This is a genomic window from Salinispora cortesiana (assembly GCF_000484695.1).
Classification (GTDB): Bacteria; Actinomycetota; Actinomycetes; order Mycobacteriales; family Micromonosporaceae; genus Micromonospora; species Micromonospora cortesiana.
In genome coordinates this window covers 1-19186 of the sequence record NZ_AXVR01000028.1, presented here as the reverse complement: position 1 = coordinate 19186, position 19186 = coordinate 1, and the positions used below count along the sequence as shown (strand labels likewise).

16 protein-coding genes are annotated in these 19186 nt (G+C 69.3%); 7 read left to right on the top strand and 9 right to left on the bottom strand.

Going from position 1 to position 19186, the window contains the following annotated elements:
• Window positions 1-47 precede the first annotated feature (47 nt).
• Both K228_RS0113955 and K228_RS0113950 read left to right on the top strand, forming a co-directional pair.
• Window positions 48-1133 (top strand): polyprenyl synthetase family protein, encoded by a 1086-nt coding sequence (locus K228_RS0113955; RefSeq protein ID WP_025618993.1) that lies wholly within the window; start codon window positions 48-50, stop codon window positions 1131-1133.
• 288 nt (window positions 1134-1421) lie between these two features.
• Entirely contained in the window at window positions 1422-2204 is a 783-nt protein-coding gene (locus tag K228_RS0113950) for an IclR family transcriptional regulator (RefSeq protein ID WP_025618992.1), read from the top strand.
• A gap of 93 nt (window positions 2205-2297) precedes the next feature.
• Here K228_RS0113950 and K228_RS0113945 read toward each other — a convergent pair whose 3' ends face one another.
• Window positions 2298-4412, bottom strand: a complete 2115-nt coding sequence (locus K228_RS0113945) for a PhoX family protein (protein ID WP_025618991.1) — start codon at window positions 4410-4412, stop codon at window positions 2298-2300.
• Between the two features lie 450 nt (window positions 4413-4862).
• Here K228_RS0113945 and K228_RS0113940 point away from each other — a divergent pair, with 450 nt between their 5' ends.
• A complete protein-coding gene (locus tag K228_RS0113940) occupies window positions 4863-5564 on the top strand; it encodes a flavin reductase family protein (protein ID WP_080671604.1) in 702 nt (233 codons plus the stop codon).
• 257 nt (window positions 5565-5821) lie between these two features.
• On the opposite strand, the gene K228_RS0113935 is transcribed toward K228_RS0113940, so the two are convergent.
• Window positions 5822-6208, bottom strand: a complete 387-nt coding sequence (locus tag K228_RS0113935; RefSeq protein WP_025618989.1) for a phage holin family protein — start codon at window positions 6206-6208, stop codon at window positions 5822-5824.
• A gap of 308 nt (window positions 6209-6516) precedes the next feature.
• On the opposite strand from K228_RS0113935, the gene K228_RS0113930 reads away from it, so the two are divergent.
• Both K228_RS0113930 and K228_RS0113925 read left to right on the top strand, forming a co-directional pair.
• Window positions 6517-8940 (top strand): SseB family protein, encoded by a 2424-nt coding sequence (locus K228_RS0113930; RefSeq protein ID WP_025618988.1) that lies wholly within the window; start codon window positions 6517-6519, stop codon window positions 8938-8940.
• On the top strand, window positions 8937-9302 hold the full coding sequence (locus K228_RS0113925; protein WP_025618987.1) for a hypothetical protein: 366 nt from the start codon (window positions 8937-8939) through the stop codon (window positions 9300-9302). The genes K228_RS0113930 and K228_RS0113925 overlap by 4 nt, the downstream gene beginning before the upstream one ends.
• 7 nt (window positions 9303-9309) lie before the next feature.
• Here the strand turns inward: K228_RS0113925 and K228_RS0113920 are convergent, their stop codons facing one another.
• The 3 genes from K228_RS0113920 to acs form a co-directional block, all read right to left on the bottom strand.
• A complete protein-coding gene (locus K228_RS0113920; RefSeq protein WP_025618986.1) occupies window positions 9310-10242 on the bottom strand; it encodes an alpha/beta fold hydrolase in 933 nt (310 codons plus the stop codon).
• 145 nt (window positions 10243-10387) lie between these two features.
• Complete coding sequence (locus K228_RS0113915) at window positions 10388-12796, bottom strand: immune inhibitor A domain-containing protein (RefSeq protein ID WP_025618985.1); 2409 nt, start codon at window positions 12794-12796, stop codon at window positions 10388-10390.
• A 202-nt stretch (window positions 12797-12998) separates the two neighbouring features.
• Window positions 12999-14984, bottom strand: a complete 1986-nt coding sequence (gene acs / locus K228_RS0113910; protein WP_025618984.1) for an acetate--CoA ligase — start codon at window positions 14982-14984, stop codon at window positions 12999-13001.
• A 223-nt stretch (window positions 14985-15207) separates the two neighbouring features.
• On the opposite strand from acs, the gene K228_RS0113905 reads away from it, so the two are divergent.
• Window positions 15208-15957, top strand: coding sequence for a Fic family protein (locus tag K228_RS0113905; protein ID WP_025618983.1), 750 nt, complete (start codon window positions 15208-15210; stop codon window positions 15955-15957).
• 56 nt (window positions 15958-16013) lie between these two features.
• Here K228_RS0113905 and K228_RS0113900 read toward each other — a convergent pair whose 3' ends face one another.
• The 4 genes from K228_RS0113900 to K228_RS28335 form a co-directional block, all read right to left on the bottom strand.
• Entirely contained in the window at window positions 16014-16817 is an 804-nt protein-coding gene (locus K228_RS0113900; protein WP_025618982.1) for an HAD family hydrolase, read from the bottom strand.
• Between the two features lie 106 nt (window positions 16818-16923).
• Window positions 16924-17343: a hypothetical protein gene (locus tag K228_RS29540; protein ID WP_245603476.1), complete on the bottom strand. Its 420-nt coding sequence runs from the start codon at window positions 17341-17343 to the stop codon at window positions 16924-16926.
• An 8-nt stretch (window positions 17344-17351) separates the two neighbouring features.
• A complete protein-coding gene (locus K228_RS29535) occupies window positions 17352-18212 on the bottom strand; it encodes an Arm DNA-binding domain-containing protein (RefSeq protein WP_050580990.1) in 861 nt (286 codons plus the stop codon).
• Window positions 18213-18365: 153 nt separating this feature from the next.
• Complete coding sequence (locus K228_RS28335; protein ID WP_245603475.1) at window positions 18366-18542, bottom strand: hypothetical protein; 177 nt, start codon at window positions 18540-18542, stop codon at window positions 18366-18368.
• Window positions 18543-18988: 446 nt separating this feature from the next.
• Here K228_RS28335 and K228_RS0113885 point away from each other — a divergent pair.
• A partial coding sequence (locus K228_RS0113885; RefSeq protein ID WP_029723574.1) for a transposase family protein occupies window positions 18989-19186 on the top strand: 198 nt, incomplete at its 3' end.

The following is a 19186-nucleotide window of genomic DNA, read 5'->3' as shown; positions in this document are numbered from 1 at the left end:
TGAGCCCTCCGTCATCCCCGCCCCGGGGCTGGCGGTACTGGTGTGGCATGGTGGGAGACGTGGTGAATCCGGCTGACAAGCTTTCGGGTGCCACCGGCCTGGGCAGTCGTTCCGGCCGGGGCGGCGCGGGTCAGGTGGGTGCCGTCGGGCTGCACCCGATCGACGCGGGGCTCCCGGATTCGGCGCTTCAGGTGCTGTCAGGGGTCGAGGCTGCGCTGCGGGACGATGTCGTCAGCGCCGACCCGTTCGTCACCGAGGCCGCGCGACACCTCCTTGACGCCGGTGGCAAGCGATTCCGCCCGCTGTTGGTGGCGCTTGGCGCCCAGTTCGGGGACCCGACTCGGGAGCAGGTGGTGCCGGCGGCCGTGGTGGTGGAGCTGACCCACCTGGCCACGCTCTACCACGACGATGTCATGGACGAGGCGCCGGTGCGTCGGGGGGCGCCGAGCGCCAACTCGCGGTGGACGAACTCGGTGGCCATTCTGGTCGGTGACTATCTCTTTGCCCGCGCCGCGGATATCTCGGCCGACCTGGGCACCGAAGCTGTCCGACTGCAGGCGCGGACCTTCGCCCGGTTGGTGCACGGCCAGATCGCGGAGACCGTGGGGCCACGCCCCGGTGTCGACCCGGTGGCGCACCACCTGCACGTGATCGCCGAGAAGACCGGCTCGTTGATCGCTACCGCGGCGCGGTTCGGTGGGATGTTCAGCGGGGCCAGTCCGACGCACACCGAGGCGCTGGCCGGTTATGGCGAGACCATCGGGGTCGCCTTCCAGCTCTCGGATGACCTGTTGGACATCTCCAGCGAGGCGGAGCGCTCCGGCAAGACGCCCGGGACGGATCTCCGTGAGGGCATCCCCACCCTGCCGGTGTTGTACGCTCTCGCCTCGGACGACGCTGATGCCTCGTCGCTGCGGCTCCGGGAACTCCTGGCGGTCGGCCCGCTGACCGACGACGACCTGCATGCCGAGGCACTTGGACTGCTCCGGGAGAGCCCGGCGTTGAAGCGGGCCCGGGAGACCGTCCGGAGCCGCGCTGAGGAGGCGCGCGCGCAGCTTGCGCCGCTGCCGGCGGGCCCGGCCCGGCAGGCGCTCGAAACTCTCTGTGACCAGATCGCGGACCGGACCGGCTGACAATCTCTCTGCGACCAGTTCGCGGTCGGGCTGCCGCATCCGTCGGTCCGGCTGCCGCAACTTCGGTCCGGTTAGTACCTCCATCGAGCTGGATGTGCTGTCGCCGGGAGCCAGCATCAGCACAGCGTCGGGCGGTGTCCGGGTACCCGCACACCCCCGTCGCGAGCAGCGGAAAGTGATCATCGGGTCACTAATAGTGGATGACGATCTGGTGTTCTCTGCCCGAACAGGCGTTTCCTGCCGGTCCTGAATTTCATATGGTGTAAGTCCCCGGCTGCGGAGGTGGTTGTGCGCGACCCCTTGGCGGAGCCTTCGGACCTCATCCGAAGCGTGTCCCGTGCGCTACGAGTGCTCGAATCAGTCGGTCGTGCCCCGAAGGGGCTGACCGTCAAACAGATCGCGCGACGGTGCGAGCTGACCGTGGCGACCACCTATCACCTCGTCCGCACCCTGGCGTACGAGGGCTACGTGATCCGGCGCGAGGACGGCACGTACATCGTGGGCCTGGAGATAGCCGACCGCTACCGTGAGCTGGTCAGCGCCTTCCGTGGACCGCCGGCGGTCGGGGAGTCCCTGCGGCGGGCCGTCCTCGACACCGGCTATAGCCACTTCCTGGGCCGCTTCGTCGGCGGCCAGATCGCCATCACGGCCGCCACCGAAGGCCCACGCTCTCCCTACCTGGAGGACCTGGTTCCCGGCTTCGATGAGGGGGCACACGCTACCGCACTCGGCAAGGCGCTGCTCGCGACGCTCACCACCGAACAGCGGCTGCGCTACCTGCGGGAAAACGGCATGCGCCCGTTCACCACCGGGACGCTGACCACCGTCGAGGCGTTCGAGGCCGACCTGGCGGCTGGAGAACGGCGGGGGATGCAGCTGGAGCTGGGACAGTATCGGCCGGGGGTGGCCTGCGCAGCCGTCTTGGTGAGCGCTGACAAGGACGTGGAGCGCCGGGTAGCGCTCGCCTGCGCCTTGCCGGCCAGCGAGATGATGACCTCCGCCCGGGTCGTTCGCGCCAAGCTGCTCGCCACGGCCCGGGGTATCGCCGAGTGTCTCGTCCAGGACACCTGACCGGCTGCGGGCCGGCCGCAGCAGGAAGCGGGCCCTCACCCCACGGGGGAGAGGGCCCGTTCGTGCCCGGAGGGGCCGAGGGGAGCTGAGAGATCAGCTACCGATCGGGCCGCCGTCCAGGCGCCAGGTGACCACGACACCCGGCTTGGCGTAGTCGCCGTCCGGCCAGGTGGAGGCGGGGTTCTCGATCGAGGCGCCGGAGATCTCCCCCGGGTGCTGCACGGCCACGAAGACCGAACGGTTGTCGCCGGTGATGAACGGGCCACAGGTCTCCGCGCCGGTCGGCACGGTGAGGAACTGCTTCAGGTGGCCGCGCTCCGGGCCTTCGGTCGGCGTCGCGAAGAGGCCGTCATTGCTGCCCAGCGCGTTACCGTCGGTGGAGATCCAGAGGTTGCCGGTGGCGTCGAAGGCGAGGTTGTCCGGGCAGGAGATCGGGGAGACCTTCGTCTTGTCGTACCCGGCGAAGTAGGTCGAGGAGTCGGCCGGGTCACCAGCGACGATCGGCAGCGACCAGGTGAACTTCTCAGCCGAGTTGTCCCCGTGCTTCTCGACCAGCTCCAGCACGTGGCCGTGGCGGTTGGCGCTACGCGGGTTCGCCTCGTCCGCCTTCGGGTTGCTGTCGACCCCACGCCGGGAGTTGTTGGTGAGCGCCACATACACCTTGCCGGTGTGCAGGCTCGCCTCGACATCCTCGGGCCGGTCCATCTTGGTCGCGCCGACCTGGTCCGCGGCGAGCCGGGTGAAGGTGAGCACCTCGGCGGCGGTCATGCCCTCGACGTACGAGCGGTTGCCGCTGACCAGCTTGATCCACCGACCGCCGCCGTTGAACGCGCCGTCGCTGGGTAGCTCACCGGAGCCGTCGATCTCGTCGGCGCTGGTGTAGTCCAGCTTGGCGACGTAGAGGGTGCCCGACTCCAGCAGAGTCAGGTTGTGCTCCCGGTCGCGCCAGGAGCTGCCCTTCTTGAACTTCTTCTCCGACACGAACTTGTAGAGGTAGTCGAACCGCTCGTCGTCGCCCATGTACGCGACCACGTGTCCGCTCTTCGCCACGATGACGTTCGCGCCCTCGTGCTTGAACCGGCCCAGTGCGGTGTGCTTGCGCGGCCGGCTCTCCGGGTCGTACGGGTCGATCTCGACGACCCAGCCGAACCGGTGTGCCTCGTGCGGGTGCTGGGTCAGGTCGAAGCGCTCGTCGGCACGGTCCCACTTCCGGTTCCCGCTCGGGTAACGGTCGGTGGTGTTGACGCCGTACCGGGCCAGCTTCGGCTTCAGCTCCTCCGGGGCGCCGTCGCCGCCGATGAAGTACTGGTTGAAGTTCTCCTCGCCGGAGAGCACCGTGCCCCAGGGGGTTACCCCGCCGGCGCAGTTGTTCAACGTGCCGATGGCTGTGCGCCCCTTCGGGTCGGCCGCGGTCTTGAGCCAGTCCGAGCCGGCGGCCGGGCCGGTCAGCTCGAACTTCGTCTTCGAGGCGGTCACCCGGCGGTTGTACTGCCGCTTGCCGGACTTGACCGGGCGCCACTCGCCGGTGCCCTGAACCCGCTCCAGCTCCACCACGGACATGCCGTGCGCGGCCATCGCGACCTTCAGCTGCTCGACGCTGAGCGAGTCCACGTCGGTGAAGCCGGGGAACATCAGGTTCTCGTCGGTGTACTCGTGGTTGACCACGAGCAGGGCCTTGTTCCGGCCCAGCGGCAGTACACCGACGAAGTCGTTGTTGTAACCGAACTGCTTGGCCTGCGCCTTGGCCGTCTGCTTGTGCAGGTTGAATGGGGGCGCGCCCGGTACCACCTCGTCACCCCAGCGGATGACCACCGAGTGGTCGTAGCCGTTCGGCACGATGAAGCTGTCCAGGGTGTTCGGTGGAACTGGCTTGAAGGTCAGCTTCCCGTCGCCGACGCCGCCGCGCGGGGCGGCGAACTCGGTCGTCTCCGGCGTCACTGCAGCGGAGGTGGCGGCGGAAGCGGCGCCGCTGCCGGCGAGCGCACCGGCGCCGCCGAAGCCCAGGACCAGCGCACCGACCGTGCCGGCGCGGACCACACCACGCCGGGAAACCTCGGCGTCCACCAGGTCGCCGAAGTAGGTGTTGTCCGAGGTGTTGGGCACCGGGTGGTCACAGGCGTTACCGCACCGGTAGAGACAGGTCATTGCGTCACGACTGCCGTGGCGGATGGAGCCGAGCAGCGGGAGCAGCCGAGGACGGTCGCTCATGTGGAGGGGCCTCCTGATTTCGATGGCGCATGCCGAGGTCAGCGGATGGCATGCGTACACGCCGCAGGCTAGGAGAGGACAATTACCGTCAGTGTGCGGCAATGTGAACCGAAGCTGAAATCCCTCATCGGGTCAACGGGGACTGGCAGCGGCCGAGGGCCCCGGGTGTCACCTGCCCCGACACTGCTTGGCGAGCCGGGTGACCGGGGTCGACCGCCGCCTTCTCGGAGGTGACCGGCCCCGACACCGTTTGTTGGGGTGACTCCGGCCGGACCGATGCAGCTGCCGACTGGGAGTTGGGTAACGCGGCTAGGAGCGTGGGTCAGTGCTCGGCTACTGGCTGGGTGTCCGTTGTCAGTTGGTCGATCTGACCTGCCGGAACGCGACGTCCGTTTACCGCGAGCACCCTTCGCGTGGTTCACGGACAGTTGATGACGGCTCGTGCACCGGATGGCGAGCTTCTTCGACTCACATCCTGCGAAAGGCAAAAGAATGCACGTGGTCCCCGGGCTCAAGGTGCTGTACTTCGGGACACCGGTGGTGCTGATCAGCTCACGTAACGAGGACGGCACCGCGAACCTCGCGCCGATGTCCTCGGCCTGGTGGCTGGGCCAGTCCTGCATGCTTGGTCTCGGCAACAGTGGCCAGACGACGGCGAACCTGCTACGCGAACGAGAATGTGTGCTCAACCTGCCCTCATCGGCGATGGTCGACGCCGTTGACCGGATCGCCCTCACCACCGGAAAGTCGGCCGTGCCGGACCACAAGGCAAAGCAGGGCTACCGGTACGAGCCGGACAAGTTCTCGGCCGCGCAGCTGACCGAGCAGACATCGGAACTGGTCCGGGCGCCCCGGGTCGCGGAATGTCCGGTCCAGCTGGAGTGCCGGGTCGTCTCGACGCACCCCTTTGGCGGCCCCACCCCGCATGCCACCGCCTTCCAGGTCGAGGTCCTTCGCGCCCACGTCGAGGAGGACCTGATCATTCCGGGGACGCATTACGTAGATCCACTCGGATGGGACCCGCTCATCATGAAATTCTGCGAGTTCTTCGGCGGTGGACACAGCGTGCATCCGTCGAAACTCGCCGAAGGCTGGAAGATGCCGCATCAACTCCAGCCGGTGGCCGTCCGAGCTGGTGCCGCGCGCCGGTAGCCCGCCCGTGGTTCGTGATCATTTCTGCGGGTGGTGGTGGCATACGTGGTCCGCACGATCTTCCGCCACGCCGGAACCACCCGACTGCCGCCCTGCCCGCCCGACCAGCCGGGCCGCTGACGCGGCCACCGGCCCCTACCAGGCCGCATACCTGACATGCAGGACCCCACCGCCGACTCACCGGCGCCAGCGGGGTGACCACGACCGATCGCATCGATCACGGCCAGCCGCCGCTTGCTCGCTACCGACCCACGCTCCTAGTCGCGGTCGAAGATGGCGCCGAGTAGCCAGGTGACCACACCGATGAAGAGCGCACCGAGGACGGCGGCCGGCCAGAACCCGTCGACGTTGAAGGGCAGCCCGGCCTCACCGGCGATCCAGCTGGTCAGCAGGAACAGCAGACCGTTGACGACCAGCGCGATCAACCCGAGGGTGAGGAGGTAGAGACCGCAGCCCACAGTCCTGATGATCGGTTGGAGCACCGCGTTGACGACGCCGAAGATCGCGGCGACGAGGATCAGCGTGGTGACCGTCTCGGTGGCCGAATTCGCATCCAGCGTGATGCCCGGGATCAGGAGCGTGGCTAGCCAGAAGGCGACCGCGGTGATGCCCAACCGGATTAAGAGCCCTTTCAGGAAACCCATGGCGGAGAATGCTGCCACGGACTGTTCTTCCAGGGAAGTCTCGGGTCCTGTCTGCTGCCGAAAACCCGGCCTGAACCCGTGGTTCTGGGCCTCCCGCCCCCGGCGCGAGCATCGCGAGCAGGCCGCCGAAGAGCTGGTGCATGGGGGCGGGGCCGGTTCCGTGACATCGACCGACTCCGTATCGTATCGATACCGAAGCGGGGTGTTGATGCGCGCGACGATCCGGTATGGCCAGGCCGCTGTGATCTTGCGGCACCTTGTAGATTGGATCCAATACGCGTGCGTTGTCGCCGGGAGGAGGGCTGGCCTTGACCGAATGGGAGCCGGCCACCGAGGTGGAGGTGACGCTGCGTGACGCGTTGCGCGCCAGCGACCAGCAACGATACTTCCGTGTTCTGGCCCGCACGGAGCTGCTGCTGCCCGTCTCCGCGCCGGCGCCGGCCGGCCAGGCCTCGACGAATTGGGGCACCTGGACCACCGGTGGCCGAACCCACGTGCTGGCGTTTACCTCGGTCGCCGCGCTGCGCGCCTGCCTCGGTGAGCACACGGGCGCGAATCGCCGAGCCGCCTACGCTGAGCTTGTCGACCATTGGCCCAACCACGAGTGGTGGTTGGCGATCAACCCGGGTCTGCCCATTGAGGGCTATCTGCCGGCCTGGTATGTCGCCCAGCTCTCCCGTGGCGATGTCCGCCTGCCCGGTCGCACGATGGGGACTCGGGCCCGGCTGGAGCACGACGAGACCTACCCCCGACCCCGTCCCTTCGAGCGCCGGGAAGCGGAGTCTGCCGCCGGGGCGAAGGAGCAGGACCGCGCTCCGCGGGCTGGCCGAACACCCGAGGGTGTCGCCCCCCTGCGCCTGTCACCATCCACGTCGCCCTCGGGCACCCCGCTGCGTACCCCAGCCGACCTGCGCGCGGCCGCCCTCCGACGGCCGATGATGGATGCTGGCCGCGCCGCCGGTGGGGACCCGGTGGCCCCCCGGGCTCGCCAGCCCGGGCCCGGCCCCGCCGATGGAGCCGTACCCCCGAGGGGGCAACCCCGGGGTCTCCCCGAGCAGCCCCCCGGCCGCCGGTCCTTCTTCGAACCGGCTGCGGCCCGTAGCGACCGAGATGAGCGGAGCGTCCGACCGTCCCGCCTTACCCGGAGCGCCCAACAGTTCCCGCGCCGCCGACCGACCAGTGAGCCGTCGCCGGCCACGTCGCCGATGTTCTCGGCCCGAGCCACGACCCAGGTCAACCAGGACGGTGTTACCCCGCCCAGCGTGCCAGCACCCGGGCTGGCTGCGCAGCAGACGGCGGCCGAGGAGGAGGCCCGGACAGTCCGTTTCCCGGTGCCCGACCCGGCGACCCTCCGGCGGTACGCGCGCCGCACCGCCGCGGCGGAGGCGCCCTCTCTGCCCCGGCCTACCTCGGCGGAGTCGGAGCCGACCCCGATCGCCGAACCCGCCGCCGATTCGCTACCCCGGCGGACTCCTTCTCCGACCGTGATCGAGGGGACGGTCGTCCAGGCCCGGAACCTCACCGCTGCCGGCTCGGACGATGTGTCGGCGACAATGCCGATCTCGGTAGCGGCGGGTGTGATCCCGGTCGGTGGCGACGTCACGGTCCCGGTCGGCCTCGACCCGGCGCTCCTCGCCAGTGGCGACCCGGTCGAGGCCACGATGCGGATCAATGTGGCGGAAGCGGGTGGCCTTCCCCCAGGCCCGACGCCCGCCGCGAGTCCGAGCCCGACCTCCGTGCCGCCGGACTTCACACCGGCCAACGAGGTCGAGGCGGATCTGGTCACGGCGGCTACCAGCGGCAACACCGACACCTTCCTGTCGACGCTGCTGCTGGCCCAGGTGCTGCTTCCGGTGGCGGCCGACTCGGCACCGGGTAGCCGGCCCGGTGGGGCTGGGTTCGTCTGGCGGACCGAGGAGTTGGACGGGGCGGAGTCCGTGGTCGTCTACACCTCCCCGGAGCGGCTCGCCGACCACACCACCGGCACCGTAGAGACCATCCGAGTCCGCTTTGTGCAGCTCATCCAGCGTTGGCCGGACCAGTCGTGGTCGTTCGCCGTCAATCCGGGGACCCCGATCGGCACGAAGATGCCCGGCGAGCAGATCGTCGGGCTGGCCAACTGGGCGGTGGAGGTGGGCCTGGGCGAGGATCGGCCAGAGCCAGAGGCGGCACCGGCCGCGTCGGCGCCGGCGGACCAGCCGGCACCGGCCGACCGGCCGCGTTACCGGCCGCCGAGCCCCGGATCCACGAGCCCCGTCCTGATGCAGAAGGCGGTGGCCGCCAGCCAGCTTGCCTACTATCTGGAACGGGGGTACGACCGCGTCTCCGGTTTCGTGCACCGGGCGGGCGAGCTGGCGCACCTGACCACCCCGGCTCAGCTCTACGACGCGCTCGGCCTGGGCTACCCCGGCTCTCCCTTCAAGCGAAGCGCCGAGAAGATCTACGTACTGCGGTGGCCGGCGTTCCGGCCGAACCTCTACCGCATCCCGTACGGCGGGCAGAGCGAAGCCGCGATGCGGGCCATGGAGGGCTGGGTGATCGAACGGCCGCCGTTCCGTGGCAACGGCTTCGCTCCGAGCGAGAGTAGCGATGTCGTGGCGGAGTTCAAGGTCGACAGCGCCCGGCTGCCGCACGGCACGCAGCTGTGGCGGATCGACGCGGACGGCACCGAGCGGCTCGTCGCCACGTTGGATGTTGACGCACTGCTGTGGCGACAGGCGGGTAACGGGTGACACGGGACGGGTACGTGGCTCGCTGGCGGGACCGCGAATACCAGGCCAGCCCGGACGGTGATGACGTCCGGCTCTATCAGTGCGAGCCGGGTGCGGGCTTCACCGAGGTACGCCCCGGCCGCCACCTACGCGTCGTGCCGGCCGCCGAGGTTGACGAGCTGACGTACATCCGCACCGCCTGCACCTGGCATCGGCAGCCGTTCATCGTGTTGGGCGAGCACGACGGTTGGCTGCGGGTCGAGTACACGGGTGGGCGCTGGCCGGTCGCCGAGGCGATGGGCCTCGAGGCGTTCGACTACGGCGTCTACCAGGGCTGGGCACCGGCCGCGGAGGTCCGCGACCTGCGGGAGCTTCGCGTCTAGCGCCCAGCTAGGACTTCGCCCAGCGCAGGATCTCGCCGAGCACGATCTCCGGGGCCTCGATGTGCGGGAAATGCCCGACCTGGTCGAGCAGGCGCCACTCGTACGGGGCCACCACGTACCGGCCGGAGCCCTGGGCGGTACGTGGCAGGACCGCCCGGTCGAGGGCGCCGTGTAGCTGGAGGGTCGGCGTGACGAGGGGCCTCTGCATGAGCCGAACGAAGCGGTAGCCGTGCAGCCGTAGCACTGACCGGAAGGCCCACCGGTAGCCCTCCAGGGCGCAGAACGCCGCCTGCGGGATCTGCATCGCCGTCCGGCACCGGTCCGCGTACGGTTCGAATTCCGGGCTTTGCACCCAGCGTGGCCCGCCCCAGCGCCGCAGGAACTCCGCTACCGCCGCCCCGTCGTCGCGGGTCAGCACGTGCTCGTAGCGCGGCAGCTGGAACAGCAGCGTCGGCGTGGAGGCAGCGAACTGGCCGCGCGGATCAGCGAAGATGGCGGCCCGTAGCCGCAGCGGGTGCGGGGCGCCGAGCACCACCAGTCGGCGGACCAGGGTCGGGTGGAAAGACGCCGCTGTCCAGCCCAGCAGCCCGCCCGCACCGGAGCCCACCACGGTGGCGGAGCGCTCGCCCAGCGCCCGGATCAGCCCGGCGACGTCGGCGGCCAGGGTGTATCCGTCGTATCCCCGGGGTGGCTTGTCGCTCGCGCCGTAGCCGCGCAGGTCGACCGCGACCGCCCGGAACCCGGCGTCGGCGACCGCCGGCAGCATGTCGTGCCACGCCCACCAGTGCTCCGGAAAGCTGTGCAGGAAGAGCACCATCGGGCCGGTTCCGGCCTCGACTACGTGGAACCGGCTGCCGTTGGCGCCGACGAACCGGTGCGTCCACGGCCCCTCGGCGAGAACGCAGGACTCGTCAAGGGCCCCGTCGCGCTGCTCGGTCATGTGCCACAGCCTAAGGCCCGGGTCATAACCGGGCCCGACGCCCAGCGGAGCGGGTCTGGAGCCGAACCGGTGTCGGGGCCGGGATCCGGGAAGGGCGATGCCCGGGCCGATCACCGGCCCGGGCATCGCCTTCGTGTGGTTCTCGTTACTTGAAGCGGACCTTGATGGAGGTGCCCTTCTGCTTCAGCACCTCGATCTTCGTGCCGGTCGCGGGGAGCTTCACCCCGTGGTTGGGCAGCTCCTCGTACCAGTACTTCTTGGTGTCGTCGAAGAGCGGCTGCGCGGCCTGGCCCCGGATGTACTGCGGCTGGCTGTCGATGTGCAGCGTGAACGAGTCCGCCTTCTCGAGGCTGAACGGCGCGTCGTACACCTGGACCCGGGCCCGCCATGGCTCGCCGGTCAGGTTGTAGATCGGCCGCGGGCGCGAGTCGATGTAGAGGTTGCGCCCCTCACCCGGGTGCGCGAACGTGTCGTTGTCCGCCCACCGGGTGTTCCAGTAGGAAATCAGCAGACCCTCCTGGTACGCGTAGTGGTCCACCCAGTCCGGGCGGGTGTTCGCGTACCCGAAGTAGTACGGCCCGGTCTTCAGGTACTTGTCGTACGAGACGTACGACCGGTGGCCGGCGATGTAGTAGTTGTCGAAGAGCTGGGTGTACTTCTCCTCGGCGATGCTCCAACCGGCCAGGGCCCAGTCGCCGGCGCCGGTCTCCCCACCGTCGTTGAGGATCGTCTCACCGTCGGCGGTGACGGTGATCTCGTCGCCGTAGAAGCCGCCCTCGGAGACACCACCGTCGGTCTGGTAGCGCAGCCGGAACTGGACTGATTTCCCCGCCTGGGCATCCATGGGGAGGTTGACGTCGACCCACTCGTCGTTGCTACTACCGTCCAGGGCGAAACGTCCGGGAGAGATCTCCTTGAACGGGGTGCCGTCGGCGGTGCCGGGCAGCGGCGTCCAGGTGTCGCCACCATCCTCCGACACCTCGAAGAAGAGGTAGTCGTAGTCGGCCTCGATGCTGTAGCGGCCCTTCATCGTCAACGCGGCCGACGACTTTCCGCTGAGGTCCAGCGTCCGGGTCATCGTGTTGTTGAGGCCGTCCTCGTTGCCGGAGAAGAACTGCTTCGTCCCGGCGAACGGCGCACCGTTGTCGAACTCGTACTCCCGCTTCGGGAGCACGACCACGGCGGCCTGCGGCTTCTTGGAGTTGTACTCCTGTGGGCCGAGGGTTATGGTGCGCTTCTGACCCGCGACGACCACCTCGTAGTCGAGCCAGCCCAGCTGGAGCTTGTTCCAGGCGCCCAGGTCACCGCCGCGCTCACCGATGCCGCCGTCACCCGGGGCACCGAGTCGGCTCTGGGCCATCAGCGTCCAGTGCTCGTTGTTGTTGTCGCCACCACTGACCACGTTGTAGTCGTCCGGTAGACCGAGGTCGTGGGCGTACTCGTGGTAGAAGACGCTGCGTCCGCCATTTTCCGGCTGGATCGTGTAGTCACCGATCCAGATGCCGGTGTCGCCGATCTGGGTGCCACCCGCCGGGAAGTTCGGCGGGCCGGTGCGGCCCTGGTCGGACGCGAACGCGTACCAACGGTGGCTCCAGATCGCGTCCTCGCCCTGGTGCGGGTCGCTGTTGGCCATGTCGCCACCAGAGTGGACGATCTGGAAGTGGTCGATGTAGCCGTCCGGCTCGTTGAAGTTGCCGTCGGAGTCGTGGTCGTACCGGTCCCACTGGTCCATCGCCTGGAGCTCTTCGGCGATCTCCGCGTCGGTAAGGCCGGCGGCCTTCTGGTCGGCGACCCACTGGTTCGCGGCGTCCCGCACCAGGGTCCAGACGTTGGTGCAGACGCTGCCGCCACAGACCGCCGGGTCGTCACCGTTGGCGTCGGTCGGGTCGTCCAGGGAACGGCCGTAGCGGGCCGCGTTGTACTGGACCTTGACCCAGTCGGTGACCGTGCCCTCGACGCTGTATCGGCCCGAGGACTGGGCCTCGAAGTACTGCTTGACCGACTCGTCGCCGGCTGCCTCGCCGAAGTACAGCGTCCGGAAGTAGTCGGCGCTGTAGTCCGCCTGCCAGCTCGTGGAGTTGTCCAGCGCCCGGTTGGGCTCCGGGATCTCGTTATGCAGCGGACCGTCGAACCGCGCCGGACCCGGCCAGGTGGGGGCGGTGTCCTGGTCGGGATAGTCCGGGTGCCGCTCGTTGCCGAACTCGGCCAGGATCACGAAGATCCGGTCCGTGCTCTCCCGGGAGAGTTCGACGTACTGGTCCTTCTTGCCGCGGTGCCCACGGGCGGTCGGAGAACCGCCGTCCGTCTCACCGACCTTGACTACGGTGCTGCCGTTGACTCGCTGCGATGTGGCCTCGCCGGAGAGGACGTTGGTCAGGCCCTCCTGGCGCAGCGCCCGTCGTTTCTCCTCTAGCGGGTTGGGCAGGTCATGGTCAACGTGGGCAGGCTCTGCGGCTGAGGGAGCCGGTGTCGGCTGCTGGAGCTTCGGCGCGGCACTGGCGGATGGTCCGACCGCCAGTCCCGTCGCCGTCAGCGAGAGCCCGAGTAGACCCACTGCGACTTTGCGCACGCGGTACCTCCGGGTGTGAAGTTAGAACCGGCCTAGCGGGGGCATGGCCGGTGAGGTGATCCCACGGATGGGACCACTGGTGAAGATAGACATCGTTGCTGATGAGGGGAAGACTGTCCGGACACTTTGTTGCAAGAAGTTGTTGGCCGAGCGGTCCGGCGTCACATGCCGGCCGGTGCCGTCTGGATCAGTCCTCGCCCCTGCCGGCGCCCATGCCGGTGGCGATGAGTTCCATCACCGAGGAGTCCTGCAGCGTGGTCACGTCGCCCAGGGAGCGGTTCTCCGCCACATCCCGCAGCAACCGTCGCATGATCTTGCCGGAGCGGGTCTTCGGAAGCTCCGGCACAAGCATGATCTGCCGCGGCTTCGCGATCGGCCCCAACGTGCGCGCGACGTGGTTACGCAGGTCCGCGATGAGCTCAGCGCCCGCCGTCCCCTCGGTTTCGGCGCTGCCTCGAGGGATGGCGAAGGCGACGATCGCCTGCCCCGTGGTCGGATCGGTCGCGCCGACCACCGCCGCCTCGGCCACCGACGGGTGCGACACCAGGGCCGACTCCACCTCGGTGGTGGAGATGTTGTGCCCGGAGACCAGCATCACGTCGTCCACCCGGCCGAGCAGCCAGATGTGACCGTCATCGTCCTTTTTGGCGCCGTCCCCGGCGAAGTAGACCCAGTCGTCGCCCACACCCGCACCGGCGCCAAAGCGCGACCAGTACGTCTCCACGAACCGGTTGTCGTCGCCCCAGATGGTCCGCAGCATCGACGGCCACGGCTCCCGAAGCACCAGGTAGCCACCGCCGCCGTTGGGCACCGGCTGACCCTGGTCGTCCACCACGTCGCCGTTGATCCCCGGTAGCGGAGTCATCGCCGACCCCGGCTTGGCATGGGTCACTCCGGGTAGTGGCGAGATCATGATGGCGCCGGTCTCGGTCTGCCACCAGGTATCCACAATCGGCAGCCGGCCCCCGCCGACGTGCTGCCGGTACCAGATCCAGGCCTCGGGGTTGATCGGCTCACCGACGCTGCCCAGTAGGCGTAGGGAGGACAACTCGAATCCAGCGGGGATCTCCTCACCCCACTTCATCATCGTGCGAATGAGAGTCGGAGCGGTGTAGAGGATCGTCACCCGGTACTTGTCGACCAGCTCCCAGAACCGGCCCCGGTGCGGGGTGTCCGGAGTGCCCTCGTACATGACCTGGGTCGCACCGTTGGAGAGCGGGCCGTACACGATGTACGAGTGGCCGGTGACCCAACCGACGTCGGCGGTACACCAGTAGACGTCGCTCTCCGGTTTGAGGTCGAAGACCCCGTGCATCGTGTACGAGGCCTGGGTCAGGTAGCCGCCGGTGGTGTGCAGGATCCCCTTCGGACGGGCGGTGGTGCCGCTGGTGTACAGGATGAACAGCGGGTGCTCGGCGTCGAAGGCGCTGGCCTCGTGCTCGACCGACGCCCGCCCGACCGTCTCGTGCCACCAGCGGTCCTTCGCCGACCAGGCACACTCTTCGCCGGTGCGGCGGACCACCAGTACGTGCTCCACCGACGGGCAGTTCGACACCGCCTCGTCAACGGTCGGCTTGAGCGCGGAGGGCCGGCCCCGCCGGTAGCCGCCGTCGGCGGTGACCACCACCTTCGCGGCGGCGTCCTGAATCCGATTTGTCAACGCGTCGGCGGAGAAGCCGCCGAAGACCACGCTGTGGGTGGCACCGATCCGGGCGCAGGCCAGCATCGCCACCACGGCCTCCGGCACCATCGGCAGGTAGATCGCCACCCGGTCGCCGGCGGTCACCCCGAGCTCGGTCAGCACGTTCGCCGCCTGGCAGGTCAGCTTCTGTAGCTCCGCGTAGGTGATCGTCCGGGTGTCACCCGGCTCGCCCTCCCAGTGGATCGCGACCCGGTCACCCCGGCCGGCCTCGACGTGCCGGTCCAGGCAGTTGTACGCCACGTTGAGCTGACCGCCGACGAACCACTTCGCGAACGGCGGCTTCGACCAGTCGAGTACCCGGTCCCACTGCTTCGTCCAGGTCAGTCGCTGGGCCTGCTGCTCCCAGAAGGCCAGCCGGTCGGCGTTCGCCACGGCGTAGGCCTCGCTGGTGACATTGGCGCTCGCGGCGAGCTCGGCCGGCGGCGGGAACTGGCGCGTCTCGTTCAACAGATTGGCCAACGCCTCGCTCATGCCTGCTCCCTCGTCGTTCGGGTGACCTGCGTCTCGGTGCAGAGGTTAGCCCGCCGGCCGGGCGCAGGCGACTGTCGAGGGCAACGGATCGCGCCGAATGGAGCCTCCCCCGCGCCGGGTGGCACGGCGTCGGCTCGATGGCACGGCACCGGTGGGTGGCACGGCACCGGCTCGACGGCACGGCAGGCGTGGGCGGTACCTGCGGTCCCGATAGCGTGGCGGGGTGACCGATGACCCGCTCGCTCCACTGCTCGCCCTCGCCGATGTCGCCGCTGCCGTGGAACGGGCCCGCGAGCGCTTCGACCAGGCGCTGCGGCACCGCGCCCTGCGCCAGCACGGCGGCCAGGTGGCCGCGGAGGTCAGCCTCCGCTGCGCGGTGGCCAGCGCCGCCCTTGAGGGGCACGCCCACGATCGCGAGGAAGTCCGTGCCGGCACCGTCACCGAGCCGGTGCTGCAGGGCGCACTGCGGGTCGCCGGGGCGCTACCCGGGCTGACCGACCTCTGGCCGAAGGCGCCCCGGCAGGTGCTCGCGAAGCTGCACGTGCTCGCCGCGCGGGAGCTGGTGCCGGAGACAGAGCTGGGACGCCCGGTGCCCGACGCGGTGGTGGCGGCCCGGCTGGACGGGCTGGCTGACCTGGTAGCCGGGGGAAGTGCGGCGCCGCCACTGGTGCTCGCCGCGGTGGTCCACGGCGAGCTGTTGAACCTGCGGCCCTTCGCCGGCCCGTCCGGGGTGGTCGCCCGTGGTGCCGCCCGGCTGGTGCTGATGTCCCGGGGGGTTGACCCGCGGGGCCTGCTCGCCGTGGACGTCGGCCATCGCGAGCGGGAGCCGGAGTATGTCGGCTCGGCCGGGGCCTTCGCCACCGGAACCCCGGACGGGCTTCGCTCGTGGCTGCGGCACTGTCTGAGCGCCGTCGAGCTGGGCGCCGACCAGCTCACCGGGATCGGCGATGAGGTGCTCGCCGCGACCCCGTAACCTTCCACGCCCGACTTACCCGAGCCCGACCCGCCAGCGCAGGCCGACCGCGACGGTCAGGTCGTCGGGGTGGCCCGGGTCCGACGGTGCCGGCCGTACCAGGCGATGCCGATCGCCACGCCAACCCCGACGCCGAGCGCGGCGGCGGCGACCGGCACGGCGGGGCGGTCCCGCAACCGCCGCCCCAGTGGGATCGGGTGCCGGAACTCCAGCACCGGCCAGGAGTTCTCCGCGGCGAGCTTGCGTAGCTGACGGTCCGGGTTTACCGCGGTCGGGCGGCCGACGCACTCCAACAACGGTCGGTCCGTGTACGAGTCCGAGTAGGCGTATGAGTCGGTGAGGTCGTAGCCCCGCTCGAGCGCCAGCTCGCCCACCGCGTCCACCTTGGCCGGGCCGGCCGCGTAGAACTCGATCTCCCCGCTGTAGCGGCCGTCCACCACGGCCATCCGGGTGGCGATCACATCGGTCACCCCGAGTAGCACCCCGATCGGCCGGACCATCTCCTCCCCCGAGGCCGAGACCAACACGACGTCCCGGCCGGCGGCCTGGTGCTCCTCGATCAGGGCGGCGGCCTCGGCGTACACGTAGGGGTTGATCAGCTCATGGAGGGTCTCCGCGACGATCTGGCGGACCTGCTCCACCTGCCAGCCCTTGCACAGCGCGGCGAGGTAGTCCCGGGTCCGGGCCATGGTCTGCTCGTCGGAGCCGCCCAGCCGGAACATCAGCTGCGCGTACGCCGACTTGACAACGTCTCGTCGGGTTATCAGGCCGTCCCGGTAGAACGGCCGACCGAACGCCAGCGCACTTGACTTGGCGATGACGGTCTTGTCCAGATCGAAAAAAGCGGCGCTTCGGCCCACGGCGCGCAAGTCTAGCCCGATGGACTATCGTCTGCGGGGGCCCGGGTCCATCAACCCTTCGGATGTGTGATGTGATCGACTGTAGGCCTGCTTAGCGTGATCGTGATCACACTCTGCGGGAAGAATTCAGCAGGGAGTGGAGGCTACACCACTCGACGTAGCCAGGTTCACTCAGGCAGACTGTCGACACAACAGGCGTTTCATCTTCGCGGACAACCGACAGACCCTCGGCGGTTGCACCCCCCCGTGACCGCTGAGTGGTTCGGCTCGACCCCCCCGGAGCCGGACCCCGACGACCCCCGTCTTCCCCCCGACGGGGGTCGTCCCTTTTAGGCTCGCCTTCCAGCCCAGGTGAAGGCCCGTCCTCCGGGTCGACCGGGTGAGGCGACGGGCGGAAAGTCAGCGGATCGTCAGCGAACGTTAGCCGTACCCGGTCGGCGTAGTCCTCTGGCGTGTGCGTGTACCGGTCCAACGTCGTCGACGCCTTCTCGTGCCCCGCCACCCGCCGCACGATGTTGACCGGCACCCCGTCCGTCACCAGCCACGTGATGTAGGAGTGCCGAAGGTCGTGGAACCGCAGCCCAACGAACGCCGAAGCCGCCGCGCGACCGCTGCCCCCTCCGTCGGGAACTCCGCCCGATGCTCCCGGCCGTCCCGATCCGGCCACACCGCCAGCCACCGCCCGCCGGCCCGACTCTTCGGGTACGCCCGCAGCACGATCCCGCCGTGGGTCTTCACCGCCACCTGGGCGACGTGCAACAGCCCCCGATCGAGGTCGACCGCCTCCCACGACAGGCCCGCGCACTCACCCCAGCGCAGCCCCGCCCCGGCGGCAGCGCCCCGGTGCTCGACCGGGACGGCAGGCAGAAGCCGGCCGAAGAACGCCTCCCGGCTGACCGTGCCCGGCCGGGCCTCACGCGCCCGGTTGCGCGGCACCCGCACCCCTTCGCACGGGTTCACCACGATGAGCCGCGCCCGGATCGCCGTCTGCATGATCGTCGACAGCAACCCGAGGTGCTTCGCCGTCGTCGAGGGCGCCAGAGTCCGGCCGAGAGCGGTGACCCACTCCTGCACCGCCAGATAGTCGATCCGACCCAAGGGCCAGTCCGCCCACTGCGGCAGCAGATGCGCCCGCAGCATCGACTCCGTCCGCTCGGCCGTCCGAGCCTCCACCGACCGCCCGGCCAACCAACGGGTCACGAACTCACCGAATCGCATCCTGCCCGCGTGCGGGTCGACGTACGTGCCCTTGTTCAGGGCACCTTCGACCTCGGCGAGGTAGGCGTTCGCTTCCCTCTTCGTACGGAAGGTCTTCGCCTTTTGCCGGTCCGCCGAGTCCCGCCAGTTCGCCCGGTACGTTCCCGCCGGGGTCTTGACCACGAAGCCCACGGTCACCAGACTCCGCGTGACGAGTCGGTGCCGGTGGCCGCGAGGCCGCCATGGTCCAGCCGTGCACGTGGGTGAACGACGCCGCCCCGGCGAGTCCGCCGACGGTGAGGACGATGAGGACCAGGACCACGCCCTCCACCCGTTCCGCGTTGCTGGTGTTCACGCGGTCACCTCCTGCTCGCCGGTGCCGTCGGTGTAGTCCAGTCGCCGGTAGGTGCGGCCGAGGTGGCGGATGTCGTCGTCGGTGAGGTAGGCGAAGCGGACCCGGACGGGTTCACGGACCCGTCGAGGACGACGAACCCCACCCCCGCCGCCGTTTCGGGAATTCGGTCGCACAAGGCGCCCGGTCGCGGGCGGCGTCGCCGAGGAGCGTGACCAGCACATCGCCGATGGGCTCAGCGAGCAGATCAAGAAGGGTCGCGATCGGGCACGCAGCGGGCACACCAAACCAAAGAATTGATTGGAATAGTTGAGGCCCAGGTCGGAAACATGTCCTGACCTGGGCCTCAACCTGGAGCGGGTGACGGGAATCGAACCCGCACTGTCAGCTTGGGAATTGGACAAGATCGGGGCGTGGCATGGCGCTTCTCCTTGTCAGCATGGTCTCTGGGGGTCTGGTTTACCCCTTGCTGACACCGGCTCATGGCGGGTCAACGAAGTTGATGGGGGTCGGCTGACGTCATCGGCCTGTCCAGGGTGGACCCTGGGGTGAGGGCGCCCGTGGCTCTTGGTTGATCATCTTGTTGTCGAAGCAAGTTGATCACAACAGAAGAGCCACGGACATGGTTGAGGATACGACCCGGCTGCTGGGCCTTGCCGGTCTGGCCGTCGTTGAGGTCGCGGACGGGCCGGACGGTCCGGTGGTGGACCTGGTCACCGCTGAGGATCAGCGGGCACGGCGGTGTCCGGAGTGCGGAACACTGGCACGCAGGTCGAAGGGTCGACGGGTGACCCGGCCACGTGACCTGCCGATCGGTGGG

Excerpts from the sequence above, each read along its gene's own strand:
- K228_RS0113955 (WP_025618993.1), top strand. The coding sequence starts at position 48 with ATGGTGGGAGACGTGGTGAATCCGGCTGACAAGCTTTCGGGTGCCACC.
- K228_RS0113945 (WP_025618991.1), bottom strand. The coding sequence starts at position 4,412 with ATGAGCGACCGTCCTCGGCTGCTCCCGCTGCTCGGCTCCATCCGCCAC.
- K228_RS0113940 (WP_080671604.1), top strand. The coding sequence starts at position 4,863 with ATGGCGAGCTTCTTCGACTCACATCCTGCGAAAGGCAAAAGAATGCAC.
- K228_RS0113935 (WP_025618989.1), bottom strand. The coding sequence starts at position 6,208 with ATGGGTTTCCTGAAAGGGCTCTTAATCCGGTTGGGCATCACCGCGGTC.
- K228_RS0113920 (WP_025618986.1), bottom strand. The coding sequence starts at position 10,242 with ATGACCGAGCAGCGCGACGGGGCCCTTGACGAGTCCTGCGTTCTCGCC.
- acs (WP_025618984.1), bottom strand. The coding sequence starts at position 14,984 with ATGAGCGAGGCGTTGGCCAATCTGTTGAACGAGACGCGCCAGTTCCCG.